Source organism: Novosphingobium sp. KCTC 2891, from assembly GCF_025938155.1.
Taxonomy (GTDB): Bacteria; Pseudomonadota; Alphaproteobacteria; order Sphingomonadales; family Sphingomonadaceae; genus Novosphingobium.
The window spans coordinates 1-18230 of sequence record NZ_JAPCZG010000024.1 but is presented as its reverse complement, the minus strand read 5'-3'; the positions used below and the strand labels follow the sequence as shown (position 1 = coordinate 18230).

Sequence of the window (18230 nt, the reverse complement as noted above, 5' to 3'; positions counted from 1 at the left end):
GAGCTTCCGGCCAGACTTCTGCTGCCCTCGCGCCCGCTTTGATCGCATCCTTCTCCGCCTGGGTATTGCGCTGCTTGGGCGCGGCAACCAGCGTCGCATCAACAATCCGCCCGCCCATCGGCAGTAAGCGTTGCGAGTACCGGCCTTGACCGGGTGATGGTATGAGCTTCGAGCTTGTTTGATCAGGCGGCCTGCTCGAGCGCGGGGCCGGATTTCGGCGTCCAGTTCCATGGCATCAATTCGTCCCAGCGCGAGGCGGGCCAATCGTCGGCAATCTTTTCCATGACGTCGGCGATATAGGCCTCGGGCTCGATACCGGACAATTTGCAGGTTTCGATGATGCTCAAGATCCGGGCAGCCCGGTGTCCACCTTCTTCGGAACCGGCGAATAGCCAGTTTCGTCTTCCTATGGTCACCCCGCGAATGGATCGCTCGGCGATCAGGTTGTCGATCTCGAGTTCGCCATCGAACAGGAAGCGGCCCATCGCGCGCCATCGCTTGAGGCCGTAATGGAGCGCCTTGGCGGTCTCGCTTTGCGCGGACATCCTGGCTGCACGCTCCTTTGCGAACCGCCCCAGCTTCCTGACCAGCGGACGGGATCGACTTCGTCGGATGGCCAGCCGTTCAGCCGCAGGGCAACCGCGTATTTCTTCCTCGATCTTGTAGATCTGCTGGATCAGCGAGAGGAATCCCTCGGTTGTCTCGGTGGGCCTGGAGGCATGGAGGTCGAAGAGTTTGCGTCGCCAATGGGCGTAACATCCGACCTCGTGGATATCGTGGCCGTAAAGCTGATTGTAGCCGGAGAACCCGTCAGCCTGCAGATAGCCTTTGAAGTTCCCGAGTTCCTCGGCGACGTTGTCGCCATGACGGCCGGTGGTGAAGCGGAACCAGACAATCGGCGGCTCGGTCGATCCCGACAGTCGGCTGTCTGCGACATAGGTCCACAAGAACGCCTTGTGCGTCTTGCCTGATCCCGGGTCGAGCAGCGGCACGCGCGTGTCGTCGGTATGGAGCTTGCGGCGCAGGCGACCCAGTTCGCGCAAGCGGTTGTAGATCGGGTCCAGCAACGTGGCGGCATAACCGGCACTGCGGGTGAGCGTCGAGCGCTCCATGTCGACGCCCTGCGCCTTCATCATGATTGCTTGCCGATAGAAGGGCAGATGATAGCCCCACTTGGCGACGACGATGTGGGCGAGCGAGGCAAAGCTGAGCCGACCCTTGGCGATCGGCTTGGGCGGAGGAGGAGCCTGGACAATGCGCTCGCACTGACGGCAGCTGTACTTGGGACGAATGGTACGCAGCACTTCCCAGGCCTGGGCAACGATATCGAGCATCTCGTCGCTGTCCTCGCCCATCTGGCGCAGCTTGCCGCCGCAATCCGGGCAACATGTCCCGCACTTGGGTTCGCGCACGACGGTCCGGCGCTTGAGCTTGTCGGAAAGCTTGCGGTCGCGGGGCGGCTTTGCCTGACCGCAGGCCTCGACCTTCTCCTCGGGGTCACCCCCGGCTTGTTCGGACTGATCGGTCTCGAGATCTTCGAGGCTCAGTTGCAGCTGTTCGAGCTTCTCCGAGGAGGTGCCGAAACGCTGGCGCAAAAGCTTCTGGATGCGCGCCTCGAGCTTCTCGATGTGCAGCGCGATGACCTTCTTCTCCGCCTCGGCGCGGCGCAGCTTCTCATTGGCATCGGCGATGATCTCGACCTGACGCAAGATGGTTGCGTCGCGCTCGGCGAGAGCCGCTTCGAGAGCGGTAATCCGGGCGCTTTGATCGATGGGAGAAGGCGTGGTGTCCGACACCATGAATCCATAGCAGAATCGCCTTTTTGTCCCAACCAAAAAGCGCGGAAAACCGCAGAAACAGCGAGATAATCAGCCTGCCAGCGTCGGGCGCGAGCGCCGTGTCGGCGCGCGCCAATCGATCCCTTCAAGCAACAGCGCAAGGTCCGCCTTCGACAGCGAAACCGTGACCTGGTCGCGGGCCGTGGGCCAGACGAAACGGCCATCGGTCAGCCGCTTGGTGAACAGGGCAAAACCCTGCTCGTCATGAGCCAGGACTTTTATGATGTGGCCCTTGCGACCCCTGAAGCAGAATACCGCCCCGGTGTGCGGATCAAGGGAAAAGGCCTGCTGGACGAGCCGGGCCAAGCCGTCGATGCCGTTCCTCATGTCCGTGTAACCGCAACACAGGTAAATCCGGTCGGTGGGGACCACGGTGATCATCGATCCAGCTCCCCCAGCACCGCAGCGATTACCCCCGGATCAGCGATACCTTCGATCCGCACCCGCGCCCCGCTGGGCAAGTCCACGACAACGCTGCCGATTGCCGGCGCCGGCGCACAATCGTCGAGGAAACCGGCAGTGAGCTCCCGTTGGGCAATGGGTTCGCTCACCTCCACCTGCGCAAATACAGGCAGGGCCTGCTCATCATCACCAAGCCCTTCTGCCGCCAACTGACGGCGCCAGCCATAAAGTCTGGATGCTGACACGCCGAAGGCCTTGGCGACTTCCGGAACCGAAGAGCCGGGCTGGTTCGCCAGGTCAATCAGCGCTCGAACCTCTGCATCGCTCCAGCGTCGCCGTCGCCCGCGGCCTTTACCCGCCGACGGTCCTCCCGTTGGCGCTCGAACAATCTCCTCGGCTTCCAAGTCGCCGGCCGTCATATCTGTCGTCATGACGTGCAAAGTGCACCATCAGCCCGTCTTCACAAGGCGGGGTACTCGCAACGCTTACCATCGGCAAATAGCCCCGGTCCTTGAGCTGCCGGTCGAAGTCGGCGAACAGCACATCGAGCGCACCGGCCTGGGTCAGCCTCTCGCGGAACAGCCGGATCGTATTCGCATCGGGCGTCGCAGCGCCGAGGTCGAAGCCCAGGAAGCGCAGCCAGCTCAGCCGGTCGCGGATCAGATACTCCATGCGCGCGTCGGCCACATTGTTCTGCGCAGCCAGCACCAGCACCTTGAGCATCGTCACCGGGTCATACGGCGGACGACCGCCCTTCGCTCCGTCCGAGTAGCACAGCGCCGCATCGAGCGTGGGCCGGAACACCTCGAAATCGACCACCCGCCCAAGTACTTCCAGCGGATCGGCATGCGCCGATAGCCGCTTCAGATGATCCGATAACCCGAACAATCCCGCCTGCCTCATCCACCCGTCCTTCCAAGGCCGAGTGAATCAGATCAGAGCCGGATTTGCGAGGGGTTTTTGGAGGTGCCCACCTTGCAATCGTGCGGCATGGCCAGACCCGCGTCCAGCATCGCTTCAAGAAGCGTCTTGCCCGCAGGTATATCAAGCGTGGTCGGCGCTTCAATCCTTCCACGGTTACGGTGTTCATCTTGGATTTGCGCAGGAAAGAAAACATTGCCGGGTTGGTCCGGAAATGGGCGGGCGGAATCCGCAGTTGCGGATTGTCGCCCGAACGAGGGTTGACGATTGGCCTGGCGTTCAAGTGCTGGCCAGCCAGCGCGGCCAACCAGCCTGTGCGTTGGCCTGATCCGCCAGCTTGCGTTCGCTGGGGGTGGCGAAACGTTCGTCCCAGTCCTTGAGGCGCGGTTGCGTGATGAAGCGGAACCAGACCGGCGGGATCAGTCCGGCGGCGAAGCACAGGAACAGTGAGGGCATCTGCGGCGCTTGCGGTTCGGGCTTCAGCGCATAGAAGGGAATATGCCCGTCAAGGTGATGGTTGATGTGGTTGGTGATTTCCGCACCGATCGGCCGGACGATCGCGCCAAGGTGGTTCCAGGCGTGATGGAGCTCGATCGGCGCCCCTTCGACCCAGATCAGGCCATAGTGCTGGAAGTAGTTGAACCCCTCCACGAACATCTTGGCCATTACCATCGCGCCGACAGCGGTCAGCGCCGCGCCAAGGCCTGCCGTCAAGCCCACAAAGACGATGATACTGCCCGATAAGAGCGGCAGTAGCCACACCGGATTGCGCCATCCCAGCGAAGCATGGCCCAGCTTGCGTAGGATTTCGGCCGACTTTTCCCAAGTATCCTTGTAGGAACCCCAAGTCGCCTGGAACACGAAGCTGTAGATGGTCTGCCCGCGCCGACGGGTATCGCTATCCTTGGCCGTATCGAGATGGACGTGGTGGGTGACGATATGGGCGATATCGCGATTGGGGTCGCCGTAGAACGCGCTCAGACACTTGGCGACATAGCGTGGAAACCAGTGGCGGCGGTGCATCAGCTCGTGCGCTACCGGCAGGGTCGGCACCGCCGAGAGCCAGCCCAGGCTGAGCAGCGATCCGGCCAGTTGCCAGCTTGAATTGTCGGCGCCGGTGAACGGGTTGATCGCGGTCGCAACCGATCGGGCAAAGGCCCAGACCAGCAGGATCATGCACGGGAGCTGGAGGTACATGGCGAAATCGCCAAGCAGTGCCGTGCCCTGCGCGCGCATCTTGTGGTCCGCCGGCAGCAGGATATCCAGCGTCATCAACACCGGAAAGGTCGCCGCGCCCAGCCAGACGTAGCTGTCGCCCAGCATGAATCCGATAACGCCCGCCAAGGTCATGACCAGGATGAGAAAATAGCGCAGGCCGTCCATCGGATTTCTCCCGAGTTATTCTGTTCTGGCCTTGCCCGTCGAGGCAAGGGTGAGGGCGGCGGCGGGCCGCCGCCCTCGGGCGTTCATCAGTACTTGTAGGCGAGCTTGAGGAACCATTCGCGCGGACGCGAGAAGCTGGCCGTTGCGGCGCCGCCGACGTTGAGATCGACATAGCCGCCCTGCAGATAGCGCTTGTCGGTCAGGTTCGTGACGCCCGCAGTCAGGGTGAAGTGCTCACTCCTGTCGGTGAACGAGGCACTGGTGCCGAACACGCTGTACGCGGGCTGGAACAGTTGCGGGCTGTTGACTGCATCCTTGAAGGTGCCGCTCTGGTAGGACCAATCGCCGCGCAGGGTCAGCTTGCCCATGCTGCCTTCATAGACGTCGGCGTTGATCGCGGCCGAAGCTGTCCACTTGGGAACGAAGGCGAACTTCGAATCCAGCGTGACTGGCGCCGCGCTCGGATCGATCTTGGTGTAGTAGGCATCGAGATAACCCACGCCGAAGTTCACGCGAACCTGTTCGATCGGGGCAGCTTCGCCTTCGATCTCGAAGCCCTTGATCCGGCCGGCACCGGCGTTGCGAACCTTCGGAGCGATCCCTTCGTTCACAGTGATCTGCATGTCGCTGTAATCGGAAAGGAACGCCGCGATGTTCAGGCGCAGGCGCCGGTTGAACAGTTCGTTCTTCAGGCCGATTTCGTAGGATTCGACGAATTCCGGCGTGAACGAGGGGGTTGCGATTTCAGCCGGGAAGATGCGCTGGCTGAACCCGCCGTTCTTGAAGCCTTTCGAATAGGACGCATAGATCAGCGAATTGTCGGTGATCTTGTAGTCTGCCGAGATCGCCGGGGTCCACTCCTTGGCCTTGGCCGAAACCTCGACGGCCGGCATCGTGTGGTTGCCGCCCGGGTTGGTCGCCGAAGGCGTGCAGTTCGGTAGCGGGAAACCGGCCAGCGGGCCTGACGGGAACAGGTTGGCCGTCGGGTTTGCCTGTCCGACGAGGCACTGGCTGAACGCGACGAACGCGCCCTGCGGATAGACCGATGCCAGCACCGGATCGAGCTGCGAGCGGTCGTTGAAGATCGTCTGCACAGACGGGTCGAACCGCTTGGTCTCGTTAGTGTAGCGGATGCCCGGCGTGATCGAGAACCGGTCGGTCACGTTGAAGGTGGCCTGCAGGTATGAGGCATAGCTGTCGTTGTCGATGTCGCCGCCAGTAAAGAACTGGGCAAACCCGAATTCCATCGGGGTGTAGTCAGTGCCCTTTTCCTTGAGATAATAGCCGCCCAGAACGAACTTCACCCGGCCATCCATCAGGCTTCCGGTAAACTGCAGTTCCTGCGAGGCCTGCCACACATCGATATCGCTCGCGATCCGCAGGATCGTATGCGGAGTGCCGTCGAAATCGTATTCCATGTGCGAACTCTGGTCGCGGTAGGCCGAAATCGACTTCAGGCTGAAATCGCCGAAATCGTAATCGAGCGTGAGGTTCGTGCCCCATAGATCGAAGTCCGACCGGTTGACGCCGCCAGCCCAGGTGGTGTCGATGTCGCCAGTGATCCAGCGGGTGCTGGCGCAGGCCGGGTTGCCGGTCGGCGCAAGGGTACCCGGAACGCCAAACCCGCCCCAAGGTGCTCCACAGCTGCCATCGGTGACGCGGATCTTGTTCCAGAAATACATCGAGCTGGGCGCAGCGATCTGGCGGTTGGGGCCGCCGGGTGTCGTCGCGCTGTTCGGGATATCGACGAAGCGCAGCGGCACGTTCTGGTCCTGCAGTTCGAGCAGCGAAATGGCCGTCTGCTCTTCGCGGCGGATGTTGATATCCCCGCTGAGGCTGACGGTCAGCTTATCGGTCGGCTCCCACTTGAACGCAATGCGTCCGCCGAAGCTGTCCTTGTTGCCTTGGCGGCCGCCGTCGAACAACGCTTCTGGTAGCCGTCGCGGGTTTCATAGGAAGCAACCGCGCGCATTGCGAGATTGTCGCTCAGCGGCACGTTGATCATGCCCTTGAAATCGGCGCGGTTGAACCGGCCGGTCGCCGCTTCGAGCTTCAGGTCAAATTCGTGTTGCGGCTGGACGGAATTGACGACGATCGCGCCGCCGATGGTGTTCTTGCCGAACAACGTGCCCTGCGGCCCGCGCAGGATCTGCACATCCGCGATGTCGGTCATGTCGAGCAGCGCACCGACCGAGCGGGCGACATAGACGCCATCGACATAGATGCCCACGCCGGTATCCACGGTAATGTTGAAGTCGGTCTGACCGACGCCGCGGATGAACGCGGTGATCGTGGCGCTGGAACCGGAGATGTTGGCAACCGGCGACATGTTCACGTTGGGCGCGAACTTGGCCACCTGGGCGACGTTGTTGACTTCGCGCGCTTCGAGCATCTCGGCATTCATAGCGGTGATCGCGACCGGCGTTTCCTGCAGGTTCTCAGACCGCTTGCGCGCAGTCACGATGATTTCACCTAGACCGCCGGTATGTTGCTCCTCAGCCTGAGGCTCGCTTGCTGCTGCATCTTGGGCATGCGCCGTCATCGGCACAAGCCCGGTAGATACTACGATCGCCGAGGCGCTGGCGCGCAGGACGGCTTTCCTGAAATACATCAATCGGTTTGTCATTTGGCATTCTCCCTCGTGTTATGTCATTACTATTTATAAAGGTGGATAGACTAAACGTAGATGTTGAGGTTCTTGCTCAACATTACATTGTGCTTGAGGATCGCCCGGCGTTTGACCAGTTGAAAGTCGTTGCCCACCTGACGCCAGATATCGATACGGTTGCCGATCAGCGAATCCTCGTCGCGTTCGTTGCGATTGCGATAAGCATAGAAGTTCGAATAGACCCGGAACTCGTCGGCCTTTTCGGTAAGCTCCACCTCGACGTTGGTGATGATGTGGGTGTAGCGCGTCGCCGGATCCTCCGACCAGGCCGTGCCAGTCTCGAGCCGCGAAAGCCGCTTGAGGATTTCGGGCTTGCTGTCGTTGTAATAGGCCATCCGGGTCAGGTCGGTCACCTGCTCGGTCTTGTCGCGGCGATAGCGGGTTTCGATCCCCGGCATGTGGTAATGCAGGTCTTCCGCCAGCATGCTGGTCCAGGCCTTGTAGTGTTCATCGTCGAGCAGCCGTGCTTCGCGATACAGCGTCTGGGTCAGCGCGTGGGTCAGTTCGAGCGATGCGGTAGTCCCTTCGCGCGTGCGCTCGAGGGTTGCGGTGTCGGTCATAGCTGTAGTTCCTCTCAGAGCGCGAATAGGCCGGGAAGGTCGCGGGTTTCGGCCACATTGCCCAACTGCGGTTCGGGCCGTGCCGGCATCTTGCCGAGTTCGTCATGGGTCATCATGTCGAGCCAGCGCTGGTAGAAGCCGCGCTGGTTGGCGTCGTTGTACTGGCCGCGATAGACGATGCCCGGCAGGGTATCATGTTCGATCTGACGGCCGATCCCGCAGCGATAATGCAGGCGCTCGTGCCGGGTGACGACGCCGCGGTTGACGGTGGTGCAGTTCTCCCAGTTTTCCCCGTCATCCATCTCGAAGGTGCCACCGGGGCCGAAGGTCTGCATCACGCCCTTGGTCACTTCCTCCTTGATGTCGTCGGGCATGTTCTTGTTGACGATCACCCAGGTCTTCAATTCGAACTGCATCGGTCCCTTGGGCTGCCATTGGCGGAAGGTGGAGATGCCGGGCAGGAACGAGACATTGGGGAAGATCGATGCCGAGGCGACCGAGCCGAAGATCTTGGAGCGCATCTCGCCCAGGCGTTCAGCCATCTTGGGGCGGATCTTGTTGTAATAGTCCATGACCTTTGGACGGCCGAGCAGGACGAGATCGCCAACGCCCTCGGTGCCGAATTCCCAGCCGTGACCGTTCACGCTGGCATGATAGGAGTTTTCCATGTCGATCGGCGGGAAGGGCATGCCATCGTTCATCGAACGGCAGCCGGAATCGTGCGTCCAGCCGGCGTGGTAAGCATCGCCGATGAAGTTCTCGACCCCGAACTTCCAGTTCGCGCTCATCACCGATTTGATGCAGCCGCCAATGAATTCGGTGCCGCCTTCCTCGTTGTCGAGGATCATGTCGAGATACCAGCGGAAATCGCCCAACCATGCCTCCAGGCTCGGCGCATCGCCGTTGAAGGTGGCGAACACCAGGCCCTTGTAGCTGCTGACCTTGGCGACGTTCTTGAGGCCATGGTTCTTGAAGTCGATATCGCCATTGTCGTAGCAATATTCCTCGTGCATGCCCTTGAGGTCGCCGGCGGTGTCAAACGCCCAGCCGTGGTAATTGCAGACGAACCGACGGGTGTTCCCGGCATCGGCGAAGCACACCTTATTGCCGCGGTGCGGGCAGGAATTGAGCATGACCCGGATCGATCCGTCGGGCTGGCGGGCGACGATCACCGCATCTTCGCCCATGTGGGTGGTCAGGAAGTCTCCGGAACTGGGGATCTGGCTTTCGTGGGCAACGAACAGCCACGACCGCGCGAAGATCCGGTAAAGCTCTTCCTCATAAATATCGGCGTCGGAAAAGATCCGCCGGTCGAGCCAGCCTTCCTTGAGGTCCATGTAGCGTGAATAATCCGGCTCGCGGCCGATCCGTTCGAAGCGCATGATTTAACTCTCCCAATTGTGATGTTTGAAATTGCAGTTCAGAAGAAGGCGTTGAGATTGCTGTCGGGCAGCACGGAATGGTCGAGCACGATGTCGCGCGCCGCGAGCAGCCAGGCCTGGCCTTCGCCGCGCCACAGGTCGGTGCGCGCGGCGGTGAGCAGGCGGGTAGTGCCGTCGATCCGGTTCCGGTGCATCACCAGCACCGAATGGACCCGCACCTCGTTATCGGGCTGGGTGGCCAGCACCTCGACGTTGGAGACAGCGCGGCGGATGTAGTTGGGCGGATCTTCGGCCCAGACGAAGCCGGATTTCAGGCGATCCACCCGCATTTTCAACCGACCCAGATCCTCGTTGAAGATTACCCCTGGGCCAAATGGCAAAGGCGGCGAACGGTCAGCGCGGAACCTTCGGCTCTTCAGTTCCAGGCGATAGCTGACGTCTTTGCCGAGCATGGCCAGCCAGCCTTCGAAATCTTCGTTGTCGAGCAGCCGGGCTTCGCGGTGGAGTGCCTGGGTAACAGCAACGATCACCTCCACCGGGGGAGGGGCAAGCGGCCGGTCAAGCATGCTCGGCTTCCTGTTCGGTCAACGAGTTGATGTTGTACGTGGGCACTTCGGCCCAGGTTTCCGCCATCATGTGCTCTTGCCAGCGGCGGTAGAAATAACGCTGGTTGTGTTCGCTCACCAGGCCGGCGGCGATGTCGCCCGGAAAGCCTTCGCGTTTCCCGGAACGCCCCAGGGCCATATTGGTATAGACATCCATCTGCGCCGTGCGCCAGCCGCGCGACTGTTCGGTGCAGGCGGTCAGATTGTCGCCATCGTCGTTGTCGAACAGGCCCGCCAGGCCGAATGTCAGGCACTGGTTTTCCAGGATCTGCGCTTTCACCGCCTCGGGCATGTCGTTTTCGGCCATGGCCCAAGTCCACTGCTCGATCTGGCCGGGACCCTTGGGATGATAGACCCGGAACCAGTTGAGCCCGGGCAGCAGTTGCAGGTTGGGGAAAATGGTGATGTTGACCTGCGCACCCCACACCTGCCTGCCGCGCACTTCGCCCAGACGGTCGATCACCGTCTGGCGGTTGGCCTCCAGGTATTCGAGGATCGGCTTGGGATCGGGATAGAAGGCATAGCCGGAAACGCCGTCGAGCGCGCTCAGGACCATGTGCCCGTTCATGCCGGCGACCGACAGCCCGCCATCGAGATCGACCCCGGAATTGCCGACGCTGAGCCCGGTGAGGTCCATCGACTGGACCGCCGCCATCGCGCCGGCATGGGCCCAGCCCAGGTGATAGCCATCGCCGCAGACGTTCTCGACTGGCAGCTTCCAGTTGGTGCCCAGCACCATCTTCTGCGTCTCGCCGAGCAGTGCCGATCCGCCTGGCATGGCATCCAGCCAGACATCGAGGAAAAACTTGACATCGCCCAGATAGTCATCGAGGCTGGGCGAATTGGCATCCCAGCAGCCGAACACCAGGCCCTTATACTCGGCCACTTTCGGCACCGGGATCAGGCCGAACTTGGCGCGGTCGAGTTCGCCGAAATAGGCCTCGTTTTCCAGCGGCACCCCGGAGAGCGCGCCGTCCGGGGAAAAAGACCAGCCGTGATAGTTGCAGGTGAAAGCGCGCGCATTGCCGCGATCGGCGCGGCAGACCCGGTTGCCGCGATGGGTACAGCTGTTGAGGAACGCCTTGATCGACCCGTCCTTCTGGCGGATCACGATCACATCGTCTTCGCCCATGAAGGTGCGGAAATAGTCGCCCGGCTTCGGAATCTGGCTGGTGTGGACCAGGAACAGCCAGCAGCGCCCGAAGATCCGCTCAAGTTCCTGCCGATAGATGTCTTCGCTCGCGTAGATCGAGCGCGATTGGCGCCCGGTGCGTGAATCAACCAGATCGGCAATGTTATCGTTCATTTGATCCTATCCCGAGAGCGTGGCTAAAGCTGCCATCGATTTTTCGTGTCGGGAAATTTCTAAGCACTAATCGTGCCAATATCGGTTTCTGACTGGTTTGCAGCAGTCCGGGTTGGTCAATCCCACTGCGAGGCACCTTGCAGATCGACGTAAATGTAAATGTCGAGGCTTGAGTCTTGCCCGAAAGTTACGAATCTGATAGTCTGACTGGATGAAGGCACTTCCAGGCTACGCCGACATTGCCAGCAAGCTGCAGTTCTCACCGGAAATGGGCCGGATCTGGCACGATGGTGACCGCTGCGTACTGCTCAGCCAAGCGGCTCTGGCCAGCTGGCGCAACCGCCTGGTTGCCGAATTGGGGCACGAAGCGGCCAGCCAGTTCTTCTGGGGTGTCGGTTTTGCCGAAGGCGCAAGGTGCGCGATCGGCGCGAAGAAATTGCGCCCGGATGGTGATTATCTCGAAGCATTCGCGGTCGGACCGCAGGCGCACGCCTTGACCGGGTTCGGCTGGACCCAGATCGAAACCCTGGAAAATGATCCCTCGCGGGGGCATTTCGAAGGCCGGTTCAGGGTCCACGATTCGATCGAGGCGGCGATCCATCTAAGCGCGATCGGGCGCAGCACCGATCCGGTGTGCTGGATGCAGACCGGCTTTGCCAGCGGCTTTGCCACAACCTTCGCGGGACAACCGATCGTCATGCGCGAAGTGGAATGTACGGGGCGAGGCGATGTCGCCTGCGTACTTCACGCCAAACCAAAACCCGAATGGGATCAGTTGGACAACCTCGAATTGGCCGCGACGCCGCTGGTCCTGTCCGAAACGTGGCATGATGGGGGCCAAACGGTGATTGGGATCTCGGCAGGGTTCCTCTCAGCCAAGACCATGATCGAACGCACCGCGTCGAGCAATGCGACGCTGCTGTTAATGGGCGAGACCGGGGTCGGCAAGGAAGTGCTGGCCAAGCTCGCTCATCGGCTGAGCACGCGCGAGGCGGAGCCGTTCATCGCGCTCAACTGCGCGGCGATCCCCGAGGGGTTGATCGAATCGGAGCTGTTCGGCGTGGCCAAGGGGGCCTATACTGGCGCGGTTGCCGCCCGGCCCGGTCGGTTCGAGCTGGCCAATGGCGGCACGCTGTTCCTGGACGAGATTTCGACACTGTCGCCACTTGCACAATCGAAGATTCTGCGCGCTGTCCAGGAAGGTGAGTTCGAGCGGGTCGGCGATACGCGGACGATCAAGGTGGATGTCCGATTGATCGCAGCATCCAATGTGGAACTTAACGAGGCGGTGCGGGAAGGCACGTTTCGTGCCGACTTGTTCTACCGGATATCGACTTTGCCGGTCCGGGTGCCGCCGCTGCGCCAGCGCCGCGAGGACATTCCGGTGCTGCTGGAACACTTCCGTCTGCGTTATGCCATGCGCCATGGCCGAACGGTATCGGGCTTCACCCCGCAGGCGATCAACGCGCTGCTGGTGTACGATTTCCCCGGCAATGTGCGCGAACTTGAGCGAATGGTGGAACGTGCCGTGCTGCTGGCGGACGACGGGCGAGCGATCGACGTCAGGCACCTGTTCCTCGAAACCGACGGTCTCGAATTGAAGCCGACGATGGGCATGACCAACGATGGCAGGATCAGCGCCGTTGACAATGTCGGCGATCGCGCCGGCTTGGTGCGCCAGATGCTGGATCTGATCGTCGATGGGGGCGGAAGCCTGCTGGAGATGGAAGGGCTGGTGATCCGCGAGGCCCTTGATGCGAGTGGGGGCAACGTTGCGCGCGCGGCGCGCACCTTAGGCTTTACCCGTCGGCAGCTCGCCTTGCGTCTTGAAAAGTTGGAAATCCAGGAATAAACCTAGCGCGGGCAAGCTCTCGCAACGCATTGCATATTATGCAAAGCAAGTCTATGGGAAGGGGCGCCTTCTGGCAATAAGCCCCGGAAAGCACGCAAAGTTGGGAGAATTGCATGAAATCGATAGCCGTGGTCGGAGCAAATCTTGCGGGTGGCCGCGCGGTGGAGTCCTTGCGCCAGGCTGGCTTCGATGGCCGGATCACCCTTATCGGCGAAGAACCGTGGCGGCCCTACGAGCGCCCGCCCCTGTCCAAGGAGGTGCTGTGGGATCCGGCCAATGTACCGGACAATTTCTTCCTTCATGACGAGGCCTGGTACGCCGCCAACCGCATCGAAATGCGGCTTGGCACGCGCGCCGAAGCGCTCGACCTGGCGGCGAGCGCTGTGCGCCTGGCGGGCGGAGACCTGGTCCAGGCCGACCGCATCTTGCTGACCACCGGTGGTTCCGCCCGCAAGCTCAACATAGAGGGTGCCGATGCCGCTAACGTGCATTACCTGCGTACCCGGGACGATGCCACCCGGATGGCGACGGACCTCAAGGACGGCGCCCGGATCGTCATCATCGGCATGGGTGTGATCGGGGCTGAAGTCGCGGCCAGCGCGGTCAAGCTGGGGTGCCGAGTGACCGCGATCGAGCCGCTTGCCGCGCCGATGATTCGCGCGCTCGGGCCGCAGTTCGGGCAATGGCTGGGCGAGGAACATCGCCAGCGCGGCGTCGACACCCGCTTCGGACGAGGCGTGAACGCGATGAAGGTGCTTGACGGGCGGGTGACGCAGGTCGAACTTGATGACGGATCACTGGTGGATTGCGATGCCGTGGTGGTCGGGGTCGGGATCGTGCCGGAAACTAGCCTTACCCGGGACGCAGGCATCGTCACCAATAACGGCATAATCGTCGATAGGCAGTGCCGCACCAGCAATGAGAATGTCTTTGCCGCCGGCGACGTCGCCGAACAGGACAGCTTCTTCGGCGGTCATATCCGCCAAGAAACCTACCAGAACGCTGCCGACCAGGCCCAGGCCGCAGCGCTCGCGATGCTCGGGCAGGACGTCGATTACTGCAAGCCGGTTTGGTACTGGAGCGATCAGTTCGATCTCAACATCCAGTTCTGCGGCCATATCCCGGTGCAAGCCGAGGTAACCCTGCGCGGAGACATGGCAAGCAACGAGTTTACCGCATTCTTCCAGTCAGGCGAGACGATCGAGGGCATCCTGACTGTCAACCGCGCCCCGGACATGGGCATCGGCAAACGGCTGATCGAGCGCCGGACCAGAGCCCAGGCCGCGCAGCTGGCCGATGCCGATGTGTCGCTCCGCGAAATCCTCAAGCAGGCTGGTTAGGCTCACAAGGCGGGCGGGATCAGCCGATCCCGCCACCTGCGACGTAGAGCGTCTGGCCGGTGATGTAGGACGCCTCGTCAGCGGCGAGAAAGCAGATTGCGGCGGCCAGTTCCTCGGGCTCGCCGAAGCGGCCCAGCGGGGTATCGCGCAAGGTCTGCTCCATCACTTCGCCAAAGCCCTTGCGGTCCGCGTCGGAATGCGGAGCGGTGTTGCGCGGGGTGACACGGGTCACGTTGACCCCGCCGGGAGCCACGCAATTTACCCTGATGCCACAATCCTCCAATTCCAGAGACAACGCAGCGGTCAGCGCCGCCACGCCGCCTTTCGCAGCCGCGTAGGGCACGCGATTGACCCCGCGCGTTGCCACCGAGCCGATGTTGACAATCGCGCCGCGATCTGCCGCGCGCATGTGGGGCAGCACTGCATGGCAGCACCACAGCGTCGGCCACAGCGAGCGATTAATCTCGGCGACGATTTCTTCGGTGGTGTATTCCCAATAGGGCTTGGCCCAAATCGTGCCACCTACATTATGGACGGCCACGTCGATCCGCCCGAATTTATCGCTTACAGCGTTATACAGGGCAGCTGCTCCAGCCTGTTGCTCAAGGTCGTGGATGGCGGGGTGCGCGTCGACAGATTCGGCCATAAGTCGCGTAACCGCATCCAGTGTCGCCTGTTCTGCACGATCGGCAACCACGACTGTGGCCCCTTCTCGCCCTAGGCGCTGCGCGGTAGCAAAGCCGATCCCCTGGGCTGCTCCTGTGACAACTGCGATCTTGCCTGCAAATCTGCCGTTTGCGTCTGTCATCCCTGATTTCTCCCAACCCACACCGCATCCGGCTGGACACGTGCAATCCTAGTGGCATTCGGCCTCATACAACCGCATTCAACCCTTGCCAAGTTTATAGGAAATGCGTTACACATTGGCTAATGATTGGAGAGTCTTTGGGAGATGTTTCGTGGCGCGTGAACTGCTGACTGCTGCTGATGTGAAGGGTGCCTGGGCGATCGTGCCGACGCCGGCCAAGGAAGGTGCTTCCGACTGGCGCGCCGCTGATACTGTTAATGTCGACGAAGCAGCCCGCATGGTCGACGGCCTGATCGAGGCCGGGGTCGATGGCATTCTCAGTATGGGGACGCTGGGCGAAGCCGCGACCATGACACTTGACGAAAAGCTCGTCTTTATGAAGACTATCGTCGATGCCGCCGCGGGCCGGGTGCCGGTTTTTGTCGGCACAACCTGCATCAACACCCGCGACACCATCGCGCTAACCCGCAAGGCAGTCGATATCGGCGCGACCGGGACAATGTTGGGCGTACCGATGTGGTGCGCGCCGAGCGTCGATGTCGCGGTCCAGTTCTACAAGGATGTCGCTGAGGCGGTGCCCGATATCAATATTGCAATCTATGCCAATCCCGAAGCATTCAAGTTCGATTTCCCGCGCCATTTCTGGGGTCAGGTCGCCGAAATTCCCCAAGTTGTTACCGCCAAGTATATCGGTGTCGGCACCCTGCTGCCCGATCTGGCCGCAATCAAGGGGCGGATCAAGCTGCTGCCGATCGACTTCGATTACTATGGCGCGGCGCGGATGGACGATTCGGTCGACGCCTTCTGGACCAGCGGCGCGGTCTGCCATCCTCTCGTCAGTACGACATTGCGCGATCTCGTCACACAGGCCCGCGCCACCGGCGACTGGAGCAAGGCCAAGACATTCATGGGGCGGCTCGCGCCCACGGCGGCAACGCTGTTTCCCAACGGCAGCTTCAAGGACTTCTCCACCTACAACATTCCGCTGGAAAAGGCGCGGATGACCGCCGGTGGATGGATGAACGCCGGACCTTGCCGTCCGCCCTATCACCTATGTCCCGAAAACTATCTCGAAGGCGCGCGTAATTCGGGCCGGATGTGGGCCGAACTGGGCAAAGCGCTCGAAGCAGAGCGTTAAAGGCAGGCCGGCAGGCGACCACAGAAAAATCGGGAGCAAGAGGATGGCTGACGTGACCCTGACCTGGCCGAAGAACTATAACGAAGTTCCCAAGGCGGCATTTACCCGATCGGATCTCTACTCGGAAGAGATCAAGCGGATATTTCACGGCCCGGAATGGCATCCGGTTGCGCACGAAAGCGAATTGCCCAACCCAGGCGATTTCCGGACGATCCGCCTCGCAGGGATCCCGCTGCTGATCTCGCGGGATGAAGGGGGCGAGGTTCGCGTATTCTACAATGCCTGCTCGCATCGCAGCAACCAGCTCGAAACTGCGGTAATGGGCAACAAAACCGAGTTCGAATGCCCCTATCACCGTTGGCTGTTCAGCGCCAAGGGCGAGCTTGTTGGATGTCCCAACCCGCGCGAATTCGTACCCGGTTTCGACAAGGCCGACTACCCCTTGGGGCAACCGCGCTTCGAACTGTTCTACGGCCTGATATTCGTGACGTTCTCGGCTGAGACCGAACCCCTTGACCAGTTTCTCGGCGAATCAGGCGAAACCCTGCGCGAACTGATGGCGAGCGACGGTCGCCTCAAACTGCTGGGCTACCAGAAGGTTCGCTATGACAGCAACTGGAAAGGTTACAACGACAACGATGGCTACCATGCCCCGCTGCTCCACGCGGCATTCAAGATGCTCAATTGGCAGGGCGGCAAAGGGCGGCAGTATACCGCCACCAAACGTGGCCATGTCTGTTTCGAGTCGGCACTCTCCGTGGCGAGCGGTCCCAGCGTTCTAAAAGATAAGGATCTGATTGCCTTCAAAGGGCAGGATCCATCGGTCGGATCACGCATCGTCCAGTTGTTCCCGACCTTCGTTTCGACCAAACACCTCGACGTCATAAACCTGCGCTTCGCGACCCCAATCGATGCCGAAACGACTGAGGTCCACTACGCCTATTTCGCCCACCAGAACGACGATGCGGACATGCTTCGCCACCGCTTGCGGCAAAGTTCCAACCTGCTCGGACCATGCGGACTGATCAGCATGGAGGACGCCTCGATCTTTCACCGGATCCACATCGGAAGCCACACGCCGGGCAACGCGATCTTCCAGAAGGGGGTGCGCGATCCAGGCAAGCTGGAATCCGAATTCTCGCAGAATGACGAAAGCGGCAACCTTCCGCGCTGGGAATATTACCGCTCGGTCATGGGTTTCGAGAGGGCTGAGGCATGACAGACTCCATGAACGGGCTGGAAATGGCGCTCGACCGGCTGTTGCTGGCCGACGCCAATGCACTCGACAGCAAGGACATGAAAGGCTGGCTGGCGAACTATGCCGAGGAAAACGAGGCGTCCTATTATTGCCGCGCAGCCGAGAACACCGAGCACAACCTTGAACTCGGGTTCATGTTCGACGATTGCCGCGCGCGACTCGAAGATCGCGTCACATATGTCACCGAAATCTGGGCAGGGACGTTTCAGGACTACCGCACCCGCCATTTCGTCCAGCGCGTCAGCCATCGGCAGATCGATGCCAGCACAGCAGAGGCCATGTCCAACTTTTCGGTTTTCATGACGCCGATGGATACCGGGGTCACTCAAATTCTTGCCGCGGGTCGCTATCTCGATATGGTTCGGCTTTCGGGCGATGGTCGGGCCAAGTTTTTGTCCCGCCGTGCCGAATTGGATACGTCAGTACTCCCGCGGTATCTTGTCTACCCGATATGAAAAGTAATGCATTATACCTTTAGCAGTAATCTTCGGAACATTTCGATATGAGTTCACAATGTAAGATGGTGAAACTGCCAAAAGATATCGCGGAGGCTTTGTTGCATAACAAGGTGGGCACCTCCATCAACCCGTCTGAAGTGAGCGGGTTTGTGCGATTGGCACTGGATTTGGCGTAAGCGAGGCCCTTTGGGCCTGCTTTGTGCCGTATTCTGGCGGTTTTCCTGTGTTTCAGGCGCAGCTATCCCATGGCTTCGCGTCGTTCGTGGAAGATCAGGCGGTGCATGTTGTAGGCGAGGTTGGCGAGCGTGATC

Annotated in this window: 17 protein-coding genes and 1 pseudogene; 5 read left to right on the top strand and 13 right to left on the bottom strand. The window is 61.0% G+C overall.

The window, feature by feature from the left end; translation table 11 throughout:
• From OLX02_RS20030 to OLX02_RS19975, 12 genes and pseudogenes are all read right to left on the bottom strand, one after another.
• Window positions 1-124 (bottom strand): annotated as a pseudogene (locus tag OLX02_RS20030) (IS5/IS1182 family transposase); the annotation flags it as partial.
• 58 nt (window positions 125-182) lie between these two features.
• Window positions 183-1799: an IS66 family transposase gene (gene tnpC / locus OLX02_RS20025; protein WP_413630396.1), complete on the bottom strand. Its 1617-nt coding sequence runs from the start codon at window positions 1797-1799 to the stop codon at window positions 183-185.
• A gap of 69 nt (window positions 1800-1868) precedes the next feature.
• Window positions 1869-2219: an IS66 family insertion sequence element accessory protein TnpB gene (tnpB, locus tag OLX02_RS20020; protein WP_264425717.1), complete on the bottom strand. Its 351-nt coding sequence runs from the start codon at window positions 2217-2219 to the stop codon at window positions 1869-1871.
• Complete coding sequence (tnpA, locus tag OLX02_RS20015; protein WP_264425716.1) at window positions 2216-2659, bottom strand: IS66-like element accessory protein TnpA; 444 nt, start codon at window positions 2657-2659, stop codon at window positions 2216-2218. The genes tnpB and tnpA overlap by 4 nt, the downstream gene beginning before the upstream one ends.
• The gene (locus OLX02_RS20010; protein WP_264425714.1) at window positions 2592-3143 is read right to left on the bottom strand and encodes a transposase; all 552 of its coding nucleotides are present in this window, start codon (window positions 3141-3143) and stop codon (window positions 2592-2594) included. Before OLX02_RS20010 ends, tnpA begins: the two co-directional genes overlap by 68 nt.
• Before the next feature lie 297 nt (window positions 3144-3440).
• Entirely contained in the window at window positions 3441-4544 is a 1104-nt protein-coding gene (locus OLX02_RS20005) for an alkane 1-monooxygenase (RefSeq protein ID WP_264425712.1), read from the bottom strand.
• 86 nt (window positions 4545-4630) lie between these two features.
• Window positions 4631-6469, bottom strand: coding sequence for a TonB-dependent receptor (locus tag OLX02_RS20000; RefSeq protein ID WP_264425710.1), 1839 nt, complete (start codon window positions 6467-6469; stop codon window positions 4631-4633).
• Window positions 6388-7170 (bottom strand): TonB-dependent receptor plug domain-containing protein, encoded by a 783-nt coding sequence (locus OLX02_RS19995; protein ID WP_264425709.1) that lies wholly within the window; start codon window positions 7168-7170, stop codon window positions 6388-6390. Before OLX02_RS19995 ends, OLX02_RS20000 begins: the two co-directional genes overlap by 82 nt.
• Window positions 7171-7220: 50 nt before the next feature.
• Window positions 7221-7772: a 3-phenylpropionate/cinnamic acid dioxygenase subunit beta gene (locus OLX02_RS19990; RefSeq protein WP_264425708.1), complete on the bottom strand. Its 552-nt coding sequence runs from the start codon at window positions 7770-7772 to the stop codon at window positions 7221-7223.
• Between the two features lie 14 nt (window positions 7773-7786).
• Window positions 7787-9154, bottom strand: coding sequence for an aromatic ring-hydroxylating dioxygenase subunit alpha (locus OLX02_RS19985; RefSeq protein WP_264425706.1), 1368 nt, complete (start codon window positions 9152-9154; stop codon window positions 7787-7789).
• A 38-nt stretch (window positions 9155-9192) separates the two neighbouring features.
• The gene (locus tag OLX02_RS19980) at window positions 9193-9720 is read right to left on the bottom strand and encodes an aromatic-ring-hydroxylating dioxygenase subunit beta (RefSeq protein ID WP_264425704.1); all 528 of its coding nucleotides are present in this window, start codon (window positions 9718-9720) and stop codon (window positions 9193-9195) included.
• Window positions 9713-11065, bottom strand: coding sequence for an aromatic ring-hydroxylating oxygenase subunit alpha (locus tag OLX02_RS19975; protein ID WP_264425702.1), 1353 nt, complete (start codon window positions 11063-11065; stop codon window positions 9713-9715). Before OLX02_RS19975 ends, OLX02_RS19980 begins: the two co-directional genes overlap by 8 nt.
• A 211-nt stretch (window positions 11066-11276) precedes the next feature.
• Between OLX02_RS19975 and OLX02_RS19970 the strand changes: the two genes are divergently transcribed.
• Together OLX02_RS19970 and OLX02_RS19965 are read left to right on the top strand one after the other, a co-directional pair.
• Window positions 11277-12917: a sigma-54-dependent Fis family transcriptional regulator gene (locus OLX02_RS19970; RefSeq protein ID WP_264425700.1), complete on the top strand. Its 1641-nt coding sequence runs from the start codon at window positions 11277-11279 to the stop codon at window positions 12915-12917.
• Window positions 12918-13030: 113 nt separating this feature from the next.
• Window positions 13031-14257: an NAD(P)/FAD-dependent oxidoreductase gene (locus OLX02_RS19965; RefSeq protein ID WP_188823817.1), complete on the top strand. Its 1227-nt coding sequence runs from the start codon at window positions 13031-13033 to the stop codon at window positions 14255-14257.
• A 19-nt stretch (window positions 14258-14276) separates the two neighbouring features.
• Here the strand turns inward: OLX02_RS19965 and OLX02_RS19960 are convergent, their stop codons facing one another.
• On the bottom strand, window positions 14277-15065 hold the full coding sequence (locus OLX02_RS19960; protein WP_264425696.1) for a 1,6-dihydroxycyclohexa-2,4-diene-1-carboxylate dehydrogenase: 789 nt from the start codon (window positions 15063-15065) through the stop codon (window positions 14277-14279).
• Window positions 15066-15216: 151 nt separating this feature from the next.
• Here OLX02_RS19960 and OLX02_RS19955 point away from each other — a divergent pair, with 151 nt between their 5' ends.
• Genes OLX02_RS19955 through OLX02_RS19945 form a run of 3 tightly spaced genes read left to right on the top strand, consistent with a single transcriptional unit; the run spans window position 15217 to window position 17916 of the window.
• Complete coding sequence (locus tag OLX02_RS19955) at window positions 15217-16203, top strand: dihydrodipicolinate synthase family protein (protein ID WP_264425695.1); 987 nt, start codon at window positions 15217-15219, stop codon at window positions 16201-16203.
• A 43-nt stretch (window positions 16204-16246) separates the two neighbouring features.
• Complete coding sequence (locus OLX02_RS19950) at window positions 16247-17422, top strand: aromatic ring-hydroxylating oxygenase subunit alpha (protein WP_264425694.1); 1176 nt, start codon at window positions 16247-16249, stop codon at window positions 17420-17422.
• A gap of 8 nt (window positions 17423-17430) precedes the next feature.
• Entirely contained in the window at window positions 17431-17916 is a 486-nt protein-coding gene (locus OLX02_RS19945; RefSeq protein ID WP_264425693.1) for an aromatic-ring-hydroxylating dioxygenase subunit beta, read from the top strand.
• Window positions 17917-18230 lie beyond the last annotated feature (314 nt).

Excerpts from the sequence above, each read along its gene's own strand:
- tnpC (WP_413630396.1), bottom strand. The coding sequence starts at position 1,799 with ATGGTGTCGGACACCACGCCTTCTCCCATCGATCAAAGCGCCCGGATT.
- tnpB (WP_264425717.1), bottom strand. The coding sequence starts at position 2,219 with ATGATCACCGTGGTCCCCACCGACCGGATTTACCTGTGTTGCGGTTAC.
- tnpA (WP_264425716.1), bottom strand. The coding sequence starts at position 2,659 with ATGACGGCCGGCGACTTGGAAGCCGAGGAGATTGTTCGAGCGCCAACG.
- OLX02_RS20010 (WP_264425714.1), bottom strand. The coding sequence starts at position 3,143 with ATGAGGCAGGCGGGATTGTTCGGGTTATCGGATCATCTGAAGCGGCTA.
- OLX02_RS20005 (WP_264425712.1), bottom strand. The coding sequence starts at position 4,544 with ATGGACGGCCTGCGCTATTTTCTCATCCTGGTCATGACCTTGGCGGGC.
- OLX02_RS19995 (WP_264425709.1), bottom strand. The coding sequence starts at position 7,170 with ATGACAAACCGATTGATGTATTTCAGGAAAGCCGTCCTGCGCGCCAGC.
- OLX02_RS19990 (WP_264425708.1), bottom strand. The coding sequence starts at position 7,772 with ATGACCGACACCGCAACCCTCGAGCGCACGCGCGAAGGGACTACCGCA.
- OLX02_RS19985 (WP_264425706.1), bottom strand. The coding sequence starts at position 9,154 with ATGCGCTTCGAACGGATCGGCCGCGAGCCGGATTATTCACGCTACATG.
- OLX02_RS19980 (WP_264425704.1), bottom strand. The coding sequence starts at position 9,720 with ATGCTTGACCGGCCGCTTGCCCCTCCCCCGGTGGAGGTGATCGTTGCT.
- OLX02_RS19975 (WP_264425702.1), bottom strand. The coding sequence starts at position 11,065 with ATGAACGATAACATTGCCGATCTGGTTGATTCACGCACCGGGCGCCAA.
- OLX02_RS19970 (WP_264425700.1), top strand. The coding sequence starts at position 11,277 with ATGAAGGCACTTCCAGGCTACGCCGACATTGCCAGCAAGCTGCAGTTC.
- OLX02_RS19965 (WP_188823817.1), top strand. The coding sequence starts at position 13,031 with ATGAAATCGATAGCCGTGGTCGGAGCAAATCTTGCGGGTGGCCGCGCG.
- OLX02_RS19960 (WP_264425696.1), bottom strand. The coding sequence starts at position 15,065 with ATGACAGACGCAAACGGCAGATTTGCAGGCAAGATCGCAGTTGTCACA.
- OLX02_RS19950 (WP_264425694.1), top strand. The coding sequence starts at position 16,247 with ATGGCTGACGTGACCCTGACCTGGCCGAAGAACTATAACGAAGTTCCC.
- OLX02_RS19945 (WP_264425693.1), top strand. The coding sequence starts at position 17,431 with ATGAACGGGCTGGAAATGGCGCTCGACCGGCTGTTGCTGGCCGACGCC.